The sequence below is a fragment of the Sorangium sp. So ce176 genome, assembly GCF_051519835.1.
Taxonomy (GTDB): Bacteria; Myxococcota_A; Polyangia; order Polyangiales; family Polyangiaceae; genus Sorangium; species Sorangium cellulosum_G.
Map to the genome: position 1 here is coordinate 8724332 of NZ_CP150371.1, position 19952 is coordinate 8744283.

At 71.2% G+C, this 19952-nt stretch carries 16 protein-coding genes; 8 read left to right on the forward strand and 8 right to left on the reverse strand.

From position 1 onward, the window contains the following. The first annotated feature begins 10 nt into the window (after nt 1-10). The gene (locus tag WMF42_RS32925) at nt 11-592 is read left to right on the forward strand and encodes a hypothetical protein (RefSeq protein ID WP_061609826.1); all 582 of its coding nucleotides are present in this window, start codon (nt 11-13) and stop codon (nt 590-592) included. A gap of 41 nt (nt 593-633) precedes the next feature. Here the strand turns inward: WMF42_RS32925 and WMF42_RS32930 are convergent, their stop codons facing one another. Continuing rightward, nucleotides 634-1197 carry an ExbD/TolR family protein gene (locus WMF42_RS32930; RefSeq protein WP_061609825.1) on the reverse strand — a complete coding sequence of 188 codons (564 nt, stop codon included), beginning with the start codon at nt 1195-1197 and terminating at the stop codon, nt 634-636. Between the two features lie 571 nt (nt 1198-1768). Between WMF42_RS32930 and WMF42_RS32935 the strand changes: the two genes are divergently transcribed. Both WMF42_RS32935 and WMF42_RS32940 read left to right on the forward strand, forming a co-directional pair. After that, a complete protein-coding gene (locus WMF42_RS32935) occupies nt 1769-1924 on the forward strand; it encodes a hypothetical protein (protein ID WP_199693801.1) in 156 nt (51 codons plus the stop codon). 68 nt (nt 1925-1992) lie between these two features. Then, a complete protein-coding gene (locus WMF42_RS32940) occupies nt 1993-2778 on the forward strand; it encodes a helix-turn-helix domain-containing protein (protein WP_437686827.1) in 786 nt (261 codons plus the stop codon). Between the two features lie 143 nt (nt 2779-2921). Here WMF42_RS32940 and WMF42_RS32945 read toward each other — a convergent pair whose 3' ends face one another. From WMF42_RS32945 to WMF42_RS32965, 5 genes are all read right to left on the reverse strand, one after another. Further along, on the reverse strand, nt 2922-3407 hold the full coding sequence (locus WMF42_RS32945; RefSeq protein WP_437686829.1) for a hypothetical protein: 486 nt from the start codon (nt 3405-3407) through the stop codon (nt 2922-2924). A gap of 409 nt (nt 3408-3816) precedes the next feature. After that, the gene (locus WMF42_RS32950; protein ID WP_437686831.1) at nt 3817-6063 is read right to left on the reverse strand and encodes a family 1 glycosylhydrolase; all 2247 of its coding nucleotides are present in this window, start codon (nt 6061-6063) and stop codon (nt 3817-3819) included. Beyond that, complete coding sequence (gene glf, locus WMF42_RS32955) at nt 6060-7181, reverse strand: UDP-galactopyranose mutase (protein WP_437686832.1); 1122 nt, start codon at nt 7179-7181, stop codon at nt 6060-6062. The genes WMF42_RS32950 and glf overlap by 4 nt, the downstream gene beginning before the upstream one ends. A gap of 3 nt (nt 7182-7184) precedes the next feature. Continuing rightward, nucleotides 7185-8324, reverse strand: coding sequence for a glycosyltransferase family 1 protein (locus WMF42_RS32960; protein WP_437686834.1), 1140 nt, complete (start codon nt 8322-8324; stop codon nt 7185-7187). A gap of 273 nt (nt 8325-8597) precedes the next feature. Continuing rightward, nucleotides 8598-10511 (reverse strand): glycoside hydrolase family 2 protein, encoded by a 1914-nt coding sequence (locus WMF42_RS32965; protein ID WP_061609821.1) that lies wholly within the window; start codon nt 10509-10511, stop codon nt 8598-8600. Between the two features lie 331 nt (nt 10512-10842). Between WMF42_RS32965 and WMF42_RS32970 the strand changes: the two genes are divergently transcribed. The 3 genes from WMF42_RS32970 (at nt 10843) to WMF42_RS32980 (ending at nt 14128) form a co-directional block, all read left to right on the forward strand. Next, nucleotides 10843-11991 (forward strand): phospholipase D-like domain-containing protein, encoded by a 1149-nt coding sequence (locus tag WMF42_RS32970; RefSeq protein WP_437686837.1) that lies wholly within the window; start codon nt 10843-10845, stop codon nt 11989-11991. Nucleotides 11992-12071: 80 nt separating this feature from the next. Then, complete coding sequence (locus tag WMF42_RS32975; RefSeq protein WP_437686839.1) at nt 12072-12911, forward strand: AAA family ATPase; 840 nt, start codon at nt 12072-12074, stop codon at nt 12909-12911. A gap of 2 nt (nt 12912-12913) precedes the next feature. Beyond that, complete coding sequence (locus WMF42_RS32980) at nt 12914-14128, forward strand: vWA domain-containing protein (RefSeq protein ID WP_061609819.1); 1215 nt, start codon at nt 12914-12916, stop codon at nt 14126-14128. 124 nt (nt 14129-14252) lie between these two features. On the opposite strand, the gene WMF42_RS32985 is transcribed toward WMF42_RS32980, so the two are convergent. Further along, on the reverse strand, nt 14253-15053 hold the full coding sequence (locus WMF42_RS32985) for a sensor histidine kinase (RefSeq protein WP_437686842.1): 801 nt from the start codon (nt 15051-15053) through the stop codon (nt 14253-14255). Next, complete coding sequence (locus tag WMF42_RS32990) at nt 15050-18046, reverse strand: TIGR03960 family B12-binding radical SAM protein (RefSeq protein WP_437686844.1); 2997 nt, start codon at nt 18044-18046, stop codon at nt 15050-15052. The genes WMF42_RS32985 and WMF42_RS32990 overlap by 4 nt, the downstream gene beginning before the upstream one ends. A gap of 257 nt (nt 18047-18303) precedes the next feature. Between WMF42_RS32990 and WMF42_RS32995 the strand changes: the two genes are divergently transcribed. Next, nucleotides 18304-18645 (forward strand): hypothetical protein, encoded by a 342-nt coding sequence (locus tag WMF42_RS32995; RefSeq protein ID WP_081426271.1) that lies wholly within the window; start codon nt 18304-18306, stop codon nt 18643-18645. Nucleotides 18646-18735: 90 nt separating this feature from the next. Then, complete coding sequence (locus WMF42_RS33000; protein ID WP_437686846.1) at nt 18736-19794, forward strand: YihY/virulence factor BrkB family protein; 1059 nt, start codon at nt 18736-18738, stop codon at nt 19792-19794. The last annotated feature ends 158 nt before the right edge of the window (nt 19795-19952 follow it).

Sequence of the window (19952 nt, forward strand, 5' to 3'; positions counted from 1 at the left end):
GGTTGTCCGCGTGTGGGTACGCCGCGCAGCCATTCGCCCCGTCCCCTCGTACGCTCAGGTGCCTGCGCGCGTCCTGTCCGAGATCGAGGATCAGCTCGCCGAAGATGACGACGACTCGCGCAAGCAGCTCGACGACGCGTTCACGCGCTTCGAACAGACGCAGCCTGCGCTGGCCGACCGGATCTCCACGGTGCTCTCGGGCCCGCTCGACGAGACGGCGCTCGCCCTCGGCTATTTTCTGACGCTCGCGATCTGGCTCGCCTTCGACGAGCTGTTCGGCCAGGACCTCGACGAGGTCACCGAGACGGCGCTCACGGGCGTCGAGGAGTCGCTGAACCTGGACGAGCAGATCCGCCTCCACGATCCTGCCGAGGCGGTCGACTCGGACGACGTCATCGCGATGGAGCAGCCCGACGTCCTCGCCTTCGTGCAGGAGCACCTCGACGCGGCGCTCGAGGCGAACGCGCACGAGGTGGACGTCGACGACGTCCACGCGATCTACCGGGTGGTGCTGATCGAGGTGCTGGCGCTGAGCTACGCTGTCCGGCCGCCCTCGAACTGGGTGGCGCTGACGACGGAGTTCACGGCGTAGCATCCAGGGGCCTGCCGGGGCCGTTGAATGAGGGTGATACGTCAGCGCGCGGAGAACGTGGCGAGGAACGCTGGCATCTCGGCGCTGCGTCCATCCTCGAGGAGGACGGCGCGGCGCGGGGCGTTGATGGCGTCGAGCACGGCGACGAGCTCGCGGAACGGCGTCCTGTCGTCGCTGTGGAGGACGGCCTGGTCGGCGCGGCGGTCGCTCGGGGCGCGGTGCTCGCCGCTCCTCTCCCACTCGCGCTGGATGGCCTCGCTGAGCTCCGTGTAACGGATCGCGGTGGCGCCAGCCGTCCCGATCTCGACAGGATGCCTGGGGACTGTGGCCTCGCTCAACACTGTCGCGCCCTGCTTCCACACGAGGCGGAAGCTGTCCTCTCCGACATGGACGTGCATCGCCTTGAGGGGCTCCTTCTGGCACTCCTCGCCGCAACCGGCGGCCGCAGGCACCTCTGCGCTGGTCTCGAGACGAGAGTTCGTGACCCACACCGCGGTGATCAGGAGAAAGGCGATGATCACCATCAGAAGATCGATGAACGGGATCATGTTGATCTCGCTGTTGCGCGCCCGCCTCTCGCCTCCACCCACGTCGACGCCTGCCATGGCTGCCTCCTCGTGTGTTCTTGATGCCGCGATGTGTGTTCTTGATGTCGCGGCGCTCTCGGCTCCGCAGCGCCGCCACGTGAAGGACAGAGGACGGCGCGCGCAGGATGTTCCTGAAAGCCCTCGGGCGGATCGTCTGTGCCAAAGACGAAGCGTCGCGCAGGTAGGGAGCGGACACACCGACACCGAGTCGACTGCGTGGAAACCGTCGTGGCGCGCCGGGCACCGCGACAGGTGGACGGATGAGCGCGGCCCATGCGGGGAGACCGCCTCGTCCAGTATTTCAGAGGCAGGGCGCCTCGCCCAGGGCCCTGAATAACGCATCGCGTTATCCAGGTGGTCCTGACGGCCATGCCCGGCCGTGGGGACCACCTACGAAGGGGCGCGGTGCTCCTTTTCCTGCGCCGACACGCTGCGCCGTGGACGAGCCTGCCGGGAGGAGCCCGTCGGGACGACCGTCGTGGCCGTCACCGGTGCGTCATCGCCCAGCCGTCCCTTGACAAACAATCCGTTATAACGGATGCTATGCCTACGGGTTGGAGGTAAGCGGATGCGCGCCCAGAGTGCTCAAGTGATTGACCTGGAAGAGTACCGACAGCGGCGGGTCGTTCGGAACGAACGCGCCCACGAGGGCGACACGATGTCGTCGGGCAAGTCGGTCAGCATGCCGGTCGCCCTCTGGTGGTACCCCGTGTGGACGTGGATGCCGGTCTGGCAGATTCGATGAAGTCCGTCCGCCAGAACACGCGCCACACCTCCCCGGCGGGGAGCTCCGGCGAAGGTTTCCATGGCTCGTTGAGCGCATCTGGCCTGGCGAACGGCGCGGCTGCGTCGGCCGAGTTGACGGCGAGCGCGCTGTCGCTGGCTGGACCTTCCTCGTTCCGCAGGCCGGAGAGCGCCGCTGGCCCAGCGAGCTCGACCTCGAGCCGAGCGAAGGGCGAGGCGCCGCCGCAGCGGGACACGGACGAGGCGTCGGACGAAGCCTGGACCTACGAGATGGCCCCGCAGGACGCGTCCTCGGCGCTCACGGGCATCGTCGGCGCCAACCTGCGCCGCCTCCGGACCAAGCGCGGGCTCTCCCTGGAACGGCTGGCGAAGGCGTCGAGCGTGAGCCGGGCGATGCTCAGCCAGATCGAGCTCGGCCAGAGCACGCCGACGATCAACGTGCTCTGGAAGATCGCGCGGGCGCTGGGCGTGCCCTTCTCTGCGCTGATCAGCGATCAGTCGATCGGCGGCACCTCGATCATCCCTGCCGCGCGCGCCAAGGTGCTGACGTCGCATGACGGCTCGTTCTCTTCGCGCGCGCTGTTCCCGTTCGATGTGCCGAGGACGGTGGAGTTCTACGAGCTCAAGCTCGCCCCTCTCGCCACCGAACACGCAGATCCGCACCCGCCGGGCACGGTCGAGAACCTCGTGGTGACGTCTGGAACGCTGGAGATGATCGTCGGCGCCGAGCGCCACCTCCTCGCGACAGGCGACGCGATCCTGTTCGAGGCCGACGTGCCCCACCAGTACAGGAACCCCACCAAGCAAGAGGTCATCATGTACCTGGTGATGACCTACGTCGAGAAGACCGGCTAAAACCCGGCGCCGGCCGGGTCCCCACGCTGAAGCGCCAAGAGGAAGAGAGCGCCAGGAGAATCGCTTCTCCTCGTGGCGCTCTCTTCCTCTTGGCGTTCTTGCTTCCAGCCTGAAGGATCAGGCGCCGCGCCAGGAGCGCGCGCTCACTTGTTCATGCTGGCGACGCTCGCGCCGGCGCCCATGTTGCTCGTGCCGCCCGAGCCGGTGCCCATGCTCATGCCGGTGCCCATGCACATCATCATCGGCATGCTGCCGCACATGAGCGTCATCGGCATGCCCATGCTCATCATCTTCATCATCGCTTCACAGCGCCCGCGCAGCATGTCCATGCCCATGCCCTCCATGGGCATCATCTTGCAGACCATCCCCTCCTTGTCCATCTCACAGGTCATCCGCGCCATCATCGGCATCTGACCCATCATCCCCATCATCTGGGGCATCATCCCCATCATCTGGGGCATCATCCCCATCATCTGGGGCATCATCCCCATCATCTGGGGCATCATCCCCATCATCTGGGGCATCATCCCCATCATCTGGGGCATCATCCCCATCATCTGGGGCATCATCCCCATCATCTGAGGCATCATCCCCATCGAGCTCATCATCGGCATGCTCATCGGCATCATGGCGTTTCCCTCCGCAAATCCGTGGTTACGTCTGCGACCCAGGCTAGGCGCTCACACAGGTGCGGGCAAGCAACGCCATCGGCCCCCTCCACTTTTCCTCCGGTCGAACAGACGTGTCGCCGCCCTCGACAGACACCGCGTCAACCCAGCAGAGAGCCGTCTGTCATAACAAACGTCCGATGCGCCCTGACCTGGGAGGGACGGCACGGGAACAAGCGAGCTCATCGGAGCTCGCCCGCACGAGCGATGGACATGCGCTCACCGCGTGGACAGAACTCACCGGCTCAGCGCTGCTCGACAGAGGTCGTGACGGACACGACTCCGCCTTCTCCCGAGCGTCAGTCAGGGACATCCGTCATCCACCGTGGTTCGTGGTCCGTCGCCGATCGTCACGCCTTGCGCGGCCCTGTCATCGAGCTGGGCCACCGTCGCGCTCCGCGAGGTAGCGCGCGAGCGCGTCGTCCAGCGCAGGGAGCAGGAGCCCTCTCCGGCTGCCCAGGGCGCTGTAACGAGGGCGCGGCGCGACAAGGCAGAGCGCGCGGCTCGGGCAGCCAACCAGATGCCTCGTGTCCACACGCGCCAGCGCGGCGGCCCGCGCGACGAGCTCAGCCCAGGTCACCGCGTCGCGGTTCGCCAGGTGCCAGAGCCCCCCCTCGCCGTCGATCAGGAGGTCGAGGGCCGCGTTGACGAGGTCGGGCGTGTAGGTGGGCGTCACGATCATGTCCTCGGCCGCGCTGAAAGGGCGGCCATCGCGGAGCGCGCGCAGGGCGTCCGCGACGAACGTCGACGCGTCCCAGGGATCGATGAAGGCCGCCGTGCGCACCACCAGCGCCGTCGGGAGGATCGAGAGCACCTGCTGCTCGGCCACAGCCTTACTCCGACCGTACGCGCTGAGGGGCCTCGCCGGATCGGTCTCCACATAAGGAGTCGCCCCGGTGCCGTCGAAGACCTGATCGGAGGAGAACGTGACGAGCCGGACGCCGCGCTCGCGGCACGCCGCCGCGAGCACCGCGGGCCCGGCGGCGTTCTCCCGCTCGCAGCGGTGAGGCTCCAGCTCCGCGTCGTCGACCCGCACGTAGCCGGCGGTATTGACGACCGCCCACGGCGCATGGCGCTCGAGGGCGCGCTCGACGGACGCGGGATCGGCGATGTCCATCTCGAGGCGGCTCAGCAAGCGGGACGGCAGCCCGCGGTGCGCGCACAGGCGCGCAAACGCCCTTCCCAGGGTGCCCGTGGCGCCGGTGATCAGGACCGGCGGCCCCTCGGCCTTCCCTGCCGCGGCGCGGTCCGATGGCTCGATCGTCGGCCCATCGCCGGATCGCTCGAGCCGCGCCGCGCCGCGCTCCTCGAGGCTGACGGGGGAATAGAGGAGGCGCTCCGGACGGCGCCACCACCCTGGTGACGCGAGCACCGGGTGATCGAAGGGCTCCCCGCGCGCGAGCGCGCGGACGAGCGCGGCGAGCGCCGTCGGACGGGGCGCTTGGCCGCGGACGTCGAAGACGCCCGGCTCGTAGCGCCCGCGATCACGCACGACAAGGCTGTCCCAATCGAACGAGCCGAGCAGCGCCCACGCCGTCACCGCGCGCACGTCCGCGCCCGCGGCGCGCGCGGCCACAGCGGCGCGGTGCGCCTCGGCCAGCCACCGGAGCTGCTCCTCGCGGGAGCCGCCCAGGTGCGCCTCCGTGATCGCGACCGGACGACGGTAGCGCTCCCAGACCTCCAGCAGGCGCGCGAGATGCCCGCCCACGCCCTCGGCGACGACGCGCACGGCCTCGACATCGACGTAAGCGTGCCTTTCGTTGCCACCATGCATCCATGACGGATAACGCTCGAGGCGCTCGTCGAGGAACCGCTCGCTCGTGATGTAGTAGTTGATGCCGAGGATGTCCGGCGGGCACGGCGACACGACGAACGCCTCGAGCTCGCCAGGGGACGCGCCCCACCGGAGGAGCTGGGGATAGAGCGGGTGATCCTGGTCCACCCGCCCCATGAGCAGGTCGAGGCTGAGCCACCTGCGATGATTCTCGTGCTGCGCCTGGTAGGCGAGCAGCGGCGTGCTGGACGTCTCCCCGACATCCTCGGTTTGCACCAGGCGCGCGCGCGGGTTGACCTCGCGGACGGCGCGCATCGCCGCCGCGACGGCGCGGCACTGCGTGAGGAGCGCTCGCAGGAAGGCGCGGCCATCCTGGCCGTGCGGGTACCAGTGGCCATACAGGCCGGAGAAGCGCGCCGTGGTGAGCGGCTCGTTCACCGGCGTGTAGTCCTCGACCCACGGATAGCGCTCGGCGACCTCGCGGGCGAAGCGCGCGAGCCCGTCGACGAAGCTCGGGTCGAGGAGGCTCGTTTGGGGCGGCCCGCTGCCGTGGTGGACGAGGCCCACGATCGGACGGACGCCGAGATCGCGCAGCCTGCCGAGGCGCGCGTCGGCCCACGCGAAGCTCGCGCAGCCGTCGGGCGCCGTGCGCTCCCAGAGCACGGGATACCGGAGCGCCCGGATCCCGAGCGCGGCGAAGCGGTCGAGATCGTCGAGCCGGCGCGCGTGGCCGTTCCGATCGAGCTGGTCGTGGTAGGCGTCGCCGACGCGGTTCACCGTGCACTCGATGCCGCCCCAGAGCTCGAGCGCCGGAGCGCCGCCCCCTCCGGCTGCCCCGCTCACGCCGCCTCCGCGAGGGACCGCCAGCCCGGAGCGCCCGTGAGCTTCGTGTAGAGGGTCAGGGCCTGGGCGACGACCTGATCCATGTTGTAGTAACGGTACGTGCCGAGACGGCCGGCGAAGTGGACGCCGCTGGTCGAGCGGGCGAGCTCCTCGTACTTCCGGTAGAGCGCCGCGTTCTCCGGCCGCGGCACGGGGTAGTACGGGTCGCCGTCGCCCTTCGGAAACTCATAGACGATCGTCGTCCTCGGGTGCGACTGGCCGGTGAGGTGCTTGAACTCGGTGACCCGCGTGTAGCTGTACTCGTTCGGATAGTTGATGACAGGCGCCGTCTGGTAGACCTCTTGATCCTTCGTCTCGAACTTGAAGTCGAGCGAGCGATAAGGCAGCTTGCCGAAGCGGTAATCGAAGTAGGCGTCGATCGGCCCCGTGTAGATCACCTCGCGGTGCGGGATGGCATGGCAGACCTCGCGGTAGTCCGTGTTGAGCAGGATCTTGATGCCCGGGTGGTCGACCATCCGCTCGAACATCCGCGTGAACCCGTGGAGCGGCATCGCCTGGTAGGCGTCGGAGAAGTAGCGATCGTCCCGGTTCGTGCGGACGGGGACGCGCGCCGTCACCGAGGCGTCGAGCTCCGACGGGTCGAGCCCCCACTGCTTGCGGGTGTAGCTGCGGAAGAACTTCTCGTAGAGCTCTCTCCCCACCTTGCTGACGATCACGTCCTCCGACGTGCGGATGCTCTCGCGCCGCTCGGCCCTCGACGCGAGGAAGGCCTCGACCTCCAGCGCGTTCAGGCTCAGGCCGTAGAGGCCGTTGATCGTGTCGAGGTTGATGGGGATCGGCAGGAGCTGCCCGTCGACCCAGGCGCGGACGCGGTGCTGGTACGGGCGCCACTCGGTGAACTGCGACAGATAATCGAAGACCTCCCGCGAGTTCGTGTGGAAGATGTGCGGTCCATACCTGTGCACGAGGATGCCCGCCGCGTCGTGGTGGTCATACGCATTGCCGCCGATGTGCATGCGCACGTCGCAGAGCAGGATCTTCTTGCCGGCCCCGCGGGCGAGCCGCTCGGCGAGCACGCACCCGGCGAAGCCGGCGCCGACGATGAGGTAATCGAACATGGCTCACCTCGCCGCCGCGGCCCGGGCGCGGCGCTCCAGCGCGCCGTCGAGGAGGCGCTCGATCGTCGCCCACGTCGCGTCCCACGAGCGCTGCCCGAGCAGGTCGTCCGCCCGCGCGAGCAGCGGGCCGCGATCCTCGGCGAGCGCCGCCTCGACGGCCGCCACGAAGTCGCGGGGCGCGTCCGCGATGCGCACCAGCCCGAGCTCGCCATAGGGCTGCACCACGTCGCGGATCGACGTCGAGACGACGGGCTTGCCGCCGGCCAGGTACTCCGGCGTCTTCGTGGGGCTGATGAACCGCGTGGCCGCGTTCCGGGCGAAGGGCAGGAGCGCCACGTCCCAGCCGCCGAGGTACGCGGGCAGCTCCTCGTACCTCTTCTGCCCCAGAAGGTGGATGTTCGGCGCGCGGGGCAGCGTCGACGGGTCGATCTTGGCCACGGGCCCCACCAGCACGATCTGCCAGGCTGGCCGCAGCGCGGCCACGGCGGCGATGAGATCGAGATCCATGCGCTCGTCGAGGACGCCGAAGAAGCCGAGGCGGGGCCTCGGGATGCCCGCCTGGTCGGCGGGCTCGGCGCGGGAGGCGGCTCGCGCGCGGGCGAAGTGCGCGACGTCGACGCTGCTCGGGAGCGCGTGCACGCTCGGGTGCAGCGCCCGCTTCGCCTCATAGAGGCTCGCGCCGCCGGCGAAGACCAGGTCGGACAGGCGCAGGAGCTCGGCCTCGCGCTCCTTGAGCGCCGGGGGCGCCCCGGCGAAGGCCGAGAGCTCGTCCATGCAATCGTACACGGTCGCCGCGGGCGCGAGGTGCCGAGAGAACGAGAGCGCCATCGGTGTGTAATACCAGAGCACGTAATCGGTGATCCCGTGGCGCTTCATCATGCCGTCGAGGAGCTCACGTTGCATCGCGGAGGCCCGTGACGGCCCGGCGCCGGCGGGCAGGTGCGGAGTCGCGACGCAGACACCCCGGTGCTCGGAAGCGGCCTCCTCGAGGCGCGGCAGCTCGCTGTCGAGCAGCGGCTCCTCGAAGAAGAAGACGCGGCGTCGCCGCGCGCAGCGCGTGAGCAGGTGCTGAGGTCGCTGGAACACGAAGCTGAAACGCAGGTGCGAAAAGCAGATCACGTCTGGCTGCGATCTCGCGCTCATCGATCCCTCCCGCTCGAGTCTCGGTGTGCACCTGGGTCCCGGCCCCGGCTCCGGACGAGCGCTATTCAAGGAGCATGCCGGGGAGCGCGCGCCGCGATGCGGCGTCACCGCGTCTCGCGCGCGATCGCGCTGCGGGATTGCGGGGCGATGACGAGGTATCGATCGAGGAGGAGCGGGCCCGCGAGCACCGAGGCTTGACGAGATCGAGCGTCGGCTCCGCGCCGGAGCCGGGCCAGCGCCGCGGAGCGGCTACCCGCCGGCCTCTACCGTCGGCTATCCGCCGTCCTCTACCAGCGGATCGACCACGCCCTCCTGCCGGGGTCCCTCGCGTCCTCGGAGCCCCAGGCAGTCGGGCTGCAGGTGGCCGGCGACCCGGCCGCGCGTCGCGGCGGCGATCTCGTGGAGCGGGAACTTCGGCGTTCGATCCGCATAGAGAAGGCCGTTCGCCTCCTGGTACGTGTCGGCGAACTGCGTGTAACAGAAGCCGCTGAGCAGCTCGACAGAGCGCACGGCCGCGAGCAAGGCCTCGTAGGCCCGGGCGAACGCGCCCGCGTCGTCGCAGAGCGAGTAGCCCCAGTTCCCCGGGATGCCCCGCCGGAGCGCGATCCCGCCGAACTCCGACAGGATGATCGGGAGATCGCTCGTCGGGGCCTTCCCATCGAGCACCAGGAGGCGTCCGCCGGGGCGCTCCCGCTGGAACAACCGGGGACGGACCTCCTCGGCGTGGTAGCGCCGCTCGATGCGCTCCGCGTCGGTATCGTAGTCGTGGATCCCGATGATGTCGGTCGCGACGCTCTCCCATCCGTCGTTGCCGACGACGGGGCGGGTCGCGTCGAGCGTCCTGGTGAGGTGGTAGAGCGCCTCGACCCAGTGCCGCTCCCGCGCGTTGTCCGGCAGGTTCGGCACGCCCCAGGACTCGTTGAACGGCACCCACGCCATGACGCAGGGGTGGCTGTAATCGCGATCGATCACGTCGATCCACTCCCGCGTGAGGCGCTCGACCGACTGCGCGGTGAAGCGGTAGGCGCTCGGCATCTCCTCCCAGACCAGGAGGCCGAGCGTATCCGCCCAGTAGAGATAGCGCGGGTCCTCGATCTTCTGGTGCTTGCGCACGCCGTTGAAGCCCATCGCGCGCGCGAGCTCCACGTCGCGACGGAGCGCGTGATCGTCCGGCGGTGTCATCCCGGTCCCGGGCCAGTAGCCCTGATCCAGCACCATCCGGAGCGGGAGCGGCCTCCCGTTGAGCACGATGCGGTCGCCCTGGATCGCGATCGAGCGAAGCGCCGTGTAGCTCCGGATCCGATCGAGCACCTCGCCGTCCGGGCCGAGGAGCTCGAGCTCCGCCTGGATGAGCGTGGGCGACTCGGGGCTCCACAGGAGGTGGTTCCGGAAGTCGTCGATGCCCGGGTCGGAGAGCGCGACCCGCCGGTGCACCTCGCCGGCGACGACGGCGTACGTGTCATCGGCGAGCAGCGCGCCGTCGCAGCGGAGCCGCACCCTGAGGCGCAGGTCGTCGCGCCGCGCCCCCGCGAGCTTCACGAGGCAGTCGATCTCCCAGCGGGCGAGGCTCGACGCCCAGCGCACGGCGCCGATCGAGGTCCTCGGCACGCGCTCCATCCAGACTGTCTGCCAGATCCCGGTCGTGCGCGGATACCAGATGGAGTGCGGTTCGCGCTGCCAGTCCTGCTTGCCGCGCGGCTTCGCCAGGTCGGCGGGGTCGTCCTCGGCGCGGACAACGATCTCCTGCGGCCCGGACGCGCCGAGGTGATCGGTGACGTCGACGCTGAAGGGGGTGTACCCGCCGACGTGGCGCGCGACGAGGCTCCCCTCCACCCAGACGGTGGCCTCGTAGTCGACAGCGCCGAAGTGCAGGATCAGCCGCTCGCCCTCCCGGAGGTCGGGCGCCTCGAACGTCCGCCGGTAGAAGCAGGCGCAATGGAAGCCCATCTCCCCGATCCCGCTCTGCTCCGTCTCGGGCGAGAACGGGACCTCGATGACGCGGTCCCACACGACCTCGCCGGGCCTCCTCCACCTCGCCTCCGGATCGAGCGCGAACGCCCAGGTCCCGTTCAGGGAGGTCCACCCCGCGCGCCGGAGCTGCGGCCTCGGATGGCCATGGTCGCGGCCGCCCGCGCTCGACAGCTCGTCCTCCACGGCGTGCTTCCCCTTCGCTCGCCTCGGTGCCATCGCGTGACGTGTCCTCTCTCCGCGCAAGCCGCCGGCCCGAACCCCGGAGTCGCAGCGCTCCTCACAGGGCGGTGGATGATGCCCGTGCGCCCAGGGCGAGTCCAACCCGCTCATCGCAAATAAGGCCGTTGCCCCTGGCCGATTGTCCCTCATCGACCGGAGCTCAAGGCAATCTCCGACCTTACCTGCTCTGCGTCCCTTCTCTCGATCTCACGCTCGCCCGGCCCGCTCGGCGCCTCGGGCCGGCCCCCGGCTCGACGATCCGCCCGATGGCCTTCAGGCCGCGCTATCATCGTGTCGCCTCATCCCGAGGAGCCCGGCCCCTCGCTGCATGTCCCAGCCCCCTCCCGCGCCCGCCGAGCCCCCGTTCGCCGAGATGGCCGTCGGCGCCCATCGCCTCGCGCTCCTCAAGGACGGCGTCCAGGCGTACCCGGCCATGCTCGAGGCCATCGCCCGCGCCCGGCGCACCATCTGCCTCGAGACGTACATCCTCCGGGGCGATCGCACCGGCCAGCGCTTCGCCGAGGCGCTCGCCGAGCGGGCGGCGGCGGGCGTCGAGGTGAGCCTGCTCTTCGACGCCTGGGGCTCCTCGGTATCGTCGTCCTTCCTGGACGGCCTCCGCCGCGCCGGCGTCCGGCCCCTCGCCTTCCGCCCCTTCGAGCTCTCCGCCCCGTTCGGGAAGGTCGCCCGCCGCGACCACCGCAAGGCGCTCATCGTCGACGGCGCCGTCGCGTTCACCGGCGGCCTCAACATCTCCGACGACTACGCCGCTCCGGAGCACGGCGGCGCCGGCTGGCGCGACACCCACCTCCGCATCGAGGGACCCGCCGCCGCCGAGCTCCAGTACTTCTTCCTGCGCGCGTGGCAGCGCGCCGGCGGCCCCACCGTCGACGAGCGGCGCTACGGCGTCACGGGGCGCAGGCCCGACCCCGCCGTCCAGATCCTCAGCAACGACCTCCCCCGCCGGAGGCACCGCCACGGCATCCGCCACGCGTACCGGATCGCCATCGAGCGCGCCCGGCGGCGGATCTACATCACCAACGCCTACTTCCTGCCGCCGCTCCGGATCATCCACGCGCTCACCGCCGCGGCCCGGCGCGGCGTCGACGTCAGGATCATGGTCGCCGGCACCACCGACGTGCCCGCGGTCCTGCTCGCGTCGCGCACCATCTACGGCCACCTCCTCGACGCCGGCGCCCGCATGTTCGAGTGGCGCGGCCGCGTCCTGCACGCAAAGACAGCGGTCATCGACGGCGCGTGGTCCACCGTCGGCTCCACGAACCTCGACAGCCAGTCGCTGCGCATGAACCTCGAGGTGAACGCCGTCGTCTCGCACCGCGGGTTCGCCAGCACCATGGAGCAGATGTTCGCCGACGACCTCGCCCATTGCCGCGAGATCACGGTCGCGCACTGGGCCCGGCGCCCCCTCTGGGAGCGGGCGGCCTCGTGGACAGCCTACCTCGCGCGCGACTGGCTCTGACGCCGGCGCACACTGCCGCTCCGGCGGACGCGCTGGCGCGAGCGCCGCCAGGCGCGCCGGCGGGATGCTACCGTCTCGGCATGTCCGATTTCCGCCGCTTCCACGGCACCGAACGCTACCTCACCAACGAGGCGCTCGAGGCCGCCGTCAACTGCGCGCTGGTCCTGGAGCGGCCGCTCCTCGTCAAGGGAGAGCCAGGCACCGGCAAGACGCTGCTCGCCGAGGCCATCGCGCAGAGCCTGTCGGCCGAGCTCATCCCCTGGCACGTCAAGAGCACCACGCGGGCCCAGGACGGGCTCTACGTCTACGACACGGTGCAACGGCTCTACGACTCGCGCTTCGGCGACGGCGATGTGCGCGACATCCGCCGCTACATCAAGCTCGGCCCCCTCGGGAAGGCGTTCGGCGCCGAGAAGCGCGTCGTGCTGCTCATCGACGAGGTCGACAAGGCGGACCTCGAGTTCCCGAACGATCTGCTGCACGAGCTCGATCGGATGCGCTTCCGCATCACCGAGACAGGCGACGAGATCGTCGCCCGGGAGCGGCCCGTCGTGATCATCACCAGCAACAACGAGAAGGAGCTGCCGGACGCGTTCCTGCGCCGCTGCGTCTTCCACTTCATCGATTTCCCGGAGGCGGAGCTCATGCGGGAGATCGTCCGCGTCCACCACCCCGACCTCGATCGGACGCTCGCCGATCAGGCGATGCAGGCCTTCTACGAGATCCGGAAGAACGCCCGGATCCGGAAGCGGCCCTCGACGAGCGAGCTCATCGACTGGATCGCCGTGCTGCGCCGGGCGGGCGTGCAGGAGGTGAAGCTCGACAAGACGCTGCCGTTCCTCGGCGCGCTGCTCAAGAAGGAGCAGGACCTTGTCGCGCTCGCCGACCAGCTCGCCGGCGGCAGGCGCTACCGGTCGTAGCCATGTTCGTCGAGTTCCTCTACGAGCTCCGGGCCCGCAAGGTCCCTGTCGGCGCCCAGGAGGCGATCGGCCTCGCGCAGGCCCTCGCCGCGGGGCTCCACGACAGCTCGCTCGACGGCTTCTACCACGTCGCGCGGGCGATGCTCGTCCACTCCGAGGCGCACCTCGACGACTTCGATCTCGCGTTCGCCCAGCACTTCCGCGGCGTGCACGTGGAGGCCAAGGCGATCGCGGAGGAGCTCCTCTCGTGGCTCCGGGATCCCATCAAGGCGCGCGCCCTCTCCGAGGAGGAGAAGGCGATGATCGAGGAGCTCGACCTCGACGAGGTGCTCCGGCGGTTCGAGGAGCGCCTGCGCGAGCAGCGGGAGCGCCACGACGGGGGCAGCCGCTGGATCGGCACCGGCGGCACGTCGCCGTTCGGCCGCGGCGGCTACAACCCGAGCGGCATCCAGGTCGGCGGCTCCGCGGGCGGGCGGAGCGGCGCCGTGCAGAACGCCGACGCGCGCCGCTACAGGCCTTACCGCAGCGATCTCACGCTCGACGTGCGCCAGATCGAGGTGGCGCTGCGCAAGCTGCGCGCCTTCGCGCGCGAGGGCGGCGACCGCGAGCTCGACATCGACGCGACAATCGACGCGACGGCCAGGAACGCGGGCGAGATCGAGGTCGTCACCAGGCCACCGCGCCGGCCGAACACGCGCGTGATCCTGATGATGGACGTGGGCGGCTCGATGGACCCGAGCGCCGCGCTCGTGTCGCAGCTCTTCAGCGCGGCGAAGCGCGCGACGCACTGGAAGGAGCTGAGGAGCTACTACTTCCACAACTGCGTCTACGAAAAGGTGTATAAAACCGAAGGGTTACAGGACCCTGTGCCGGTGCGCGAGCTCCTCCACGAGTGCGGCAAGCACCACAAGCTCGTGATGGTCGGGGACGCCTCGATGGCGCCGTACGAGCTGCTCGGCTCGTCAGGCTTGGGCGGCGGGGGGGCCGACCGCTGGCAGTCCCCGTTCGAGTCCGACGCGCGGATGCCCGGCGTCGCCTGGCTCATGATGCTCCGCGACCACTTCGACCGCGCCGTGTGGCTGAACCCCGACGGCATCGGCCCCTACCCTCACCCCACGGTCGACGCGATCAAGGGCATCTTCCCGATGTTCGCGCTCACGCTCGAGGGCCTGGGGGAGGCCGTCACCGAGCTGGTCCGCGGCCGCGGCCGCGGCTGATCGCGCGCGGCGCGGCCCCGGGTCAGCGGCCGGCGCGCTTGAACACCTCGGCCGTCGCCTGCGCGACGAGGGCGCGAGCAGGCCCGGCGATCTTCTCCTGGAGCCTCTCCTCGTCCTGCCCCACCTACGCGCTGGGGAGCCACATGCGGAACGCCGTGCCCCGGCAGCGGCCCGCCGTCGCTGTGATCTCGCCGCCGTGGGCCTCGACGATGACCCGGCTCAGCGCCAGGCCGAGGCCCGTCCCCTTCACCTTGGCGGTGACGAGCGGCTCGAAGAGGCGGTCGATCACGCACGGGTGGACGCCGGGGCCGTTGTCCTCGACCTCGAGGTACGTCCGCTCGTCGCCGCGCCACGCGCGCGTGACGATCGAGCCGCCGGGGGCGTTGTCGAGCGCCTCGATCGCGTTGAGGTAGAGGTTCGAGAAGACGCGCTCGAGCAGGATGGGGTCGCACAGCAGCGTGAGATCGGCCGGCGCGACCGCGACCTCGAACCGGACCGCCGTGGGCAGGACCAGCGCGTGCCGGGCGCTCTCGATGAGCTTGCCCACGGGCGCGGGCTCGCGCCGCAGCGGCTCGCCGCGCGCCAGCCCGAGGACGCTGCCGATCACCTCGTGCGCCTTGCGGATCTCGCACGTCACCCGGTCGAGGTGGCGCAGCAGGCAGGGCCGATCGTCGAGGTCCCGCTGCGCCAGGTAGAGCGACGACTCGGCGACAGCGAGGGCGTTGCGCAGCTCGTGAGCGACGCTCGCGCCGACCGCTCCCGCCGCGGCGAGGCGCGCGGCGCAGCATTCGGTCTCGTGACCCTCATTTGCCATAACGCCGAGCGCAGCGTAGCCGATCTGCGGGCGATCGCCCGCGCGCTCGGCGGCGATCGCCGCCGCCATGTGATGGAACTTCCCGCTGCGACCGTACGCAGCCTGGTTCACCCCGCGTCGGCCGCGAGCGGCGCGGACGCCGCGCGCTCCGGCGCAGATTTGACGCGGCGCGCCCGCTCGAGGTCGAGGAGCGAGAAGCGCTCGACAGCGGCGGAGCCCGCCGGCGCGGCGCGGCCGAAGAGCTGGAGCCGCACGGCGCGGTGCGGCGGCGGCGTGATCGCGCCCGGCGCTTCCCCGGGCTCTCCCAGGATCACGGCGGCGACCTCGGACGACTTCACCGCCCCCGAGCCGCGGATGTCGACCTCGACGTCGAGGGCGACGAGGTCGCCGGCGAGCCCGGCGCGCGCGAGCGCCGAGAGCACGTCGGGCCCGCCGACCTCGGCCCGCACGAGGTACTGCCGCACGTCGACCATCTTCGCGAGCCGGTCGATCTCGCGGCGGATCGGGAGCGACGCGGCCGAGAGGGCGGCGCCGCAGCGGGCCGCGAGGATCGCCTCGGCGTCGCTGCCGATCGCGGAGCGCGCGAACGCGAGGGCGTAGCGGGCCCCGGCGATCAGCTTGCTCACGGCGGGGTCCTCCGGGCCGAGCTTCGCGGCCCCGCGGAACACGAGCCCGCGCGGGCTCGCGGCGGTCATCGACGCGACGAGCGCCTCGAGGGCGGCGGGGTCGAGGTCGCGCTCGAGCCGGAGGTCGACGTACTCGTCGAGGCTGATCACGCCGAGCGAGAGGGCCGGGGAGAACGTCATGTCCGGCTTCGGGTGGAAGCCCGCTGTGTAGGTCATCGGCGCGCCGACGCGCCGGAGCACGCGCGGCAGCTCGCGCACGACGTCGAGGTGGCCGAGCAGCGCCACCGGTCCGGTCTTCTCGAAGCGGAAGCGGTAGCGGAAGCCGCCGCGCCCCTTCGGCGCGGGCGCGGCGGCCCTGGGCGGCGCCGCGACCTCGGGCGGCGCCGCGTCGGGCGGCGCCGCGTCGGGCGGCGCCGCGTCGGGCGGCGCCGCGTCGGGCGGCGCGGCGTCAGGCGCCGCGGCGTCGGGCGCCGCGGCGACGGCAGGCGGCGGCGGCGTGGCGGCTTCCTTGACGATCGGCAGCGAGCGCTTGTGGGCGCCGAGCCGGTCGAGGAAGGTCAGCCGCTCCTCGCGCATCTGCGTCATGTCGCAGGCGACGCCGCAGTCGTAACAGACGAGCCGGCGCGCGTCGGCCCGGGCGTCGTCGAGGTTCGTGTGGTGCACGAACATGCCGGCGACCTTGCCGCACGGCGGGCTGAGGCGGTTCTGGAGCGCCTTCCTGTACTCCCGCGCGAGGAAGCCCTCCTCGAGGCCGACGTCGATGTGATCCCACGGCAGCCGCGCCGTCACCGGGAGGGTGCCGAGGTACTTCGCCCGGTCGACGCCCGTGTGTGCGAACGCCTCCTCCCACACGGCGAGCTTGAGCTGATCGTCCCACGAGTCGAAGTGGGCGCCGTTGCGCCAGGCGCGCTCGAGCACGTCGGCGAGGGGGCGATCGCCGCGGGCGAAGATGCCCTCGAGGACGCTGGCGTGGGCCTCGTGGGTCTTCAGCGTGACGGCGCGGTAGGGCCGCACCGTGTCCCGGAGGATCTGCTGCTTGCGCGCGACCTCTGAGAGCGTGTCCATCGCCGCCCACTGGAACGGGGTGTGGGGCTTCGGCACGTGCGTCGAGACGCTGACCGTCACGTCGACCGGCTTGCCCCTGCCGGCCCCCTTCCGCCCGGCGCCGGCCGCGCGGGCGCCCGTCTCGACGATGCCGCGCACGTCCTCGTCGCCCTCGGTGGGGAGGCCGATCATGAAGTAGAGCTTCATCTTGCCCCAGCCGCGGCTGAACACCCGCTCGGCCGTCTCGAGGAGCTGCTCCTCCGTGACGTTCTTGTTCACGACGTCGCGCATCCGCTGGGTCCCCGCCTCGGGCGCGAACGTGAGGCCCGTCGCGCGCACGCGCTTCAGCTCGTCGAGGAGATCGGGCTCGAGCCCGTACGCGCGCAGCGACGAGACGCCGAGCGAGATGCGCTCGGCGGTGAGGCGCTCGGTGACCTTCTTGATGAGCGGCGAGATGCACGAGACGTCGGCCGTCGACAGCGCCGTCAGCGAGACCTCGTCCTGACCGGACTTCTGCACCGCGCGCATCACTGTGTCGACGATCTGCTCGGGATCGCGCTCGCGGACCGGGCGGTAGATCATGCCGGCCTGGCAGAAGCGGCACCCCTCGGTGCAGCCGCGGGCGATCTCGATCGACATGCGGTCGAAGATCGCCTCGGGGCCGCCGGTCGGGCTCTCGTCGGGGAACGGGTACCGGTCGAGGTCGACCAGGGCGCGCTCGACGGGGAACGGGATCCCGGAGACGAGCGGGCGGTCCACGACCTCGAAGCCGGTGTCGGGGTCACGCCGGGTCGCGTAGAGCGAGGGCACGTAGATGGCGCCGAGGCGCGCGATCGCGATCAGCCGCTCGCGCCGCGGCACGCCCTCGCGCTTCAGCCGGGTCCACGCGAGGGCGACCTCCGTGGCCTTCTCCTCGCCGTCGCCGATGACGAGGGCGTCGAGGAACGGGGCGATCGGCTCGGGGTGGGTCGCGGTCGGGCCGCCGGCGATCACGAGCGGGTCGTCCTCGCCGCGATCCGCCGCGCGCAGCGGGATGCGGCCGAGGTGCAGCATCGTGAGGATGTTCGAGTAGGTGAGCTCGAACTGCAGCGAGAAGCCAACGACGTCGAAGTCCCTGAGCGGGCGGGCCGACTCGAGGGAGACCAGCGGCAGCCCGCGCTTCACGAGCTGGGCCTCCATGTCGACCCAGGGCGCGTAGCTGCGCTCGGCCAGGGTGCGCGGGTCGTCGTTCAGGAGCTTGTAGAGGATCTTGAAGCCGAGGTGGCTCATCCCGATGTCGTAGACATCCGGGAAGGCGAGGCAGACGCGCGCCTCGACCGACGCCCAGTCCTTGACGACCGAGCCGACCTCGCCGCCCGCGTAGCGCGCGGGCTTCTCGACCTGATCGAGAAAGGATGCGTACGGGTGATCGGCGAGGAGGGGGAGGCTGTCCATGGCGCTCCGGCGCGTAGCATGGCCGGCCAGCGCCGGCACCCACGGCCCTGGGTTTGTCGGGGCGCGGGCGCGCGCGCCCGCCCTCGGCGCTCGTGGCAAGCGGGCTTATCGGCAGCTCGTCGCTGTCGGCGGGCGCGCCGCGAGCGGGGCCGCTGCGACCGGCGCGGGTGCGACCTTCGCGCCTCGCGCGGGACGGCGGACGCCCGGATCCGCGCGCCCTGGGCGGCAGGGCGGCCCGCGTGGGCTATGCTGACGCCGTGCGCGAGCGAGACCCCCACCACGTGGAGCTCCACCGGGAGCGGCACGTCGAGTACCGCGATCCCAGCGAGTTCGACCGGATCGCCTTCGCCATGCGCGCGCTGGACCGCCTGCGGCCGAAGCGGATGACCGTCGCCGTCTACCCGGCGCTCGCCGCGCTCCGGGTCGAGCGCGGGCAGAACCTCCAGCGCGGCGAGGGGGGCTCGTGGGCGATCGTCGGCATCCCGCCGCACGCGAGCCGCGAGCACATCGCCTATGCGCTCGCCGAGCTCGCCGGCGTCGAGTCGGTTCCCTACGCGGTGCAGAGTCTCCTCGCCGCGGACACAAACGCCGAGGCCTAGCCGCCGAGGCCCGGGTCCCGGGGTCGGCGGAGCCGGGAGCGCACGGCAGATGGTATTGCGCCCCGCACGAGGGAGAGCGAGGCTGCTCGCGTGCCTGCTCCGATCCGGCGACACATCGAGCGCCACCGCGCCGCCCAGGCGGTGTGGAGCGTCATCATCAGCCTGGATCGCCACAACGCGCCGCGGGCCGCGAGCGCGATGGCCTTCGACGCGTTCCTCAGCCTGATCCCCCTCGCCGCGTTCGCCGGCTACGTGCTCAGCCGGATCCAGCAGTGGTCCGATGTGGTCGTGCGGCCGATCCTCCTGGCCGCGCCCCCGGAGGTCGCCGTCATCGTCTCCGACGAGCTCCTCCGGCTCTCGCAGTCGTCGGCCGTCGCCCCGATCAGCATCACCGGCTTCCTCTGGATCACGTCCTCCGGGCTCTCGACCGCCATGGGCGTGTTCGACACCATCTACAACGCCCGCGAGCGCCCCTGGTACGTCCGCAGGGCGATCGCGGCGGCGTGCGTGATGGCCAGCCTCGCCGTGGTGCCCGTGGTCGCGGGCCTCGGCGTGCTGATCGGGTCGCTCTCGGGCTCCATCGGCGCGCGCATCGTCGCGTTCGCGCTCCCCGCGGGGCTCGTCATCTGCATGGTGGCCGCGTTCTTCAGGATCTCGATCCAGCGCCCGAACATCGAGCGGCGCCGGATCTTCCCGGGCGCGGTGCTCACCGTGGCGCTCTGGTCGATCGTGTCGACCCTCTTCTCGCTCTACGTCGCCACGCTCGGCCGCTACGCCACGTTCTACGGGAGCCTCGCGACCGTCGCGATCTTCCTCTTCTGGCTCTGGCTGCTGGCGCTGGCGCTGCTCATCGGGGGCGAGCTGAACGCGCGCCTGGAGCGCGAGCGCGCCGGGGTCATCTCGATCCCGCCCCCGGGCAAGTGGAGCGCGCTGGAGCTCTCCGAGCTGCTCCACATCGCCGACCCGCCCCACACCTCCACGCCGCTCCCCCAGAGCACCACACAGCCCCAGAGCGCCACCCGCGCCCGCGGCGCTGCGGCGCGGCTCGGCGGGGGCGATGACGCCGCGGACAACGACGACGGCGACGCCGCGGACGACGAGACCCGCGGCGCCCCGAGCTCGCCGCCGGCGCGGCGGGCCGCGAGCTAGGCCGGCGCGCCGGAGCCGGTTTCCCCGCTGGCCGCTGTCGCGCCGGGGCCGACGCCCGCGGCGGCTGCGCTGAAGGACGGACGGCCGCCGCCCGACGGCTCGGCTCGGCACGGGCAGTGAAAGCTCCGTCGATCGTTCGCCGCTCGGCGCTCACTCGG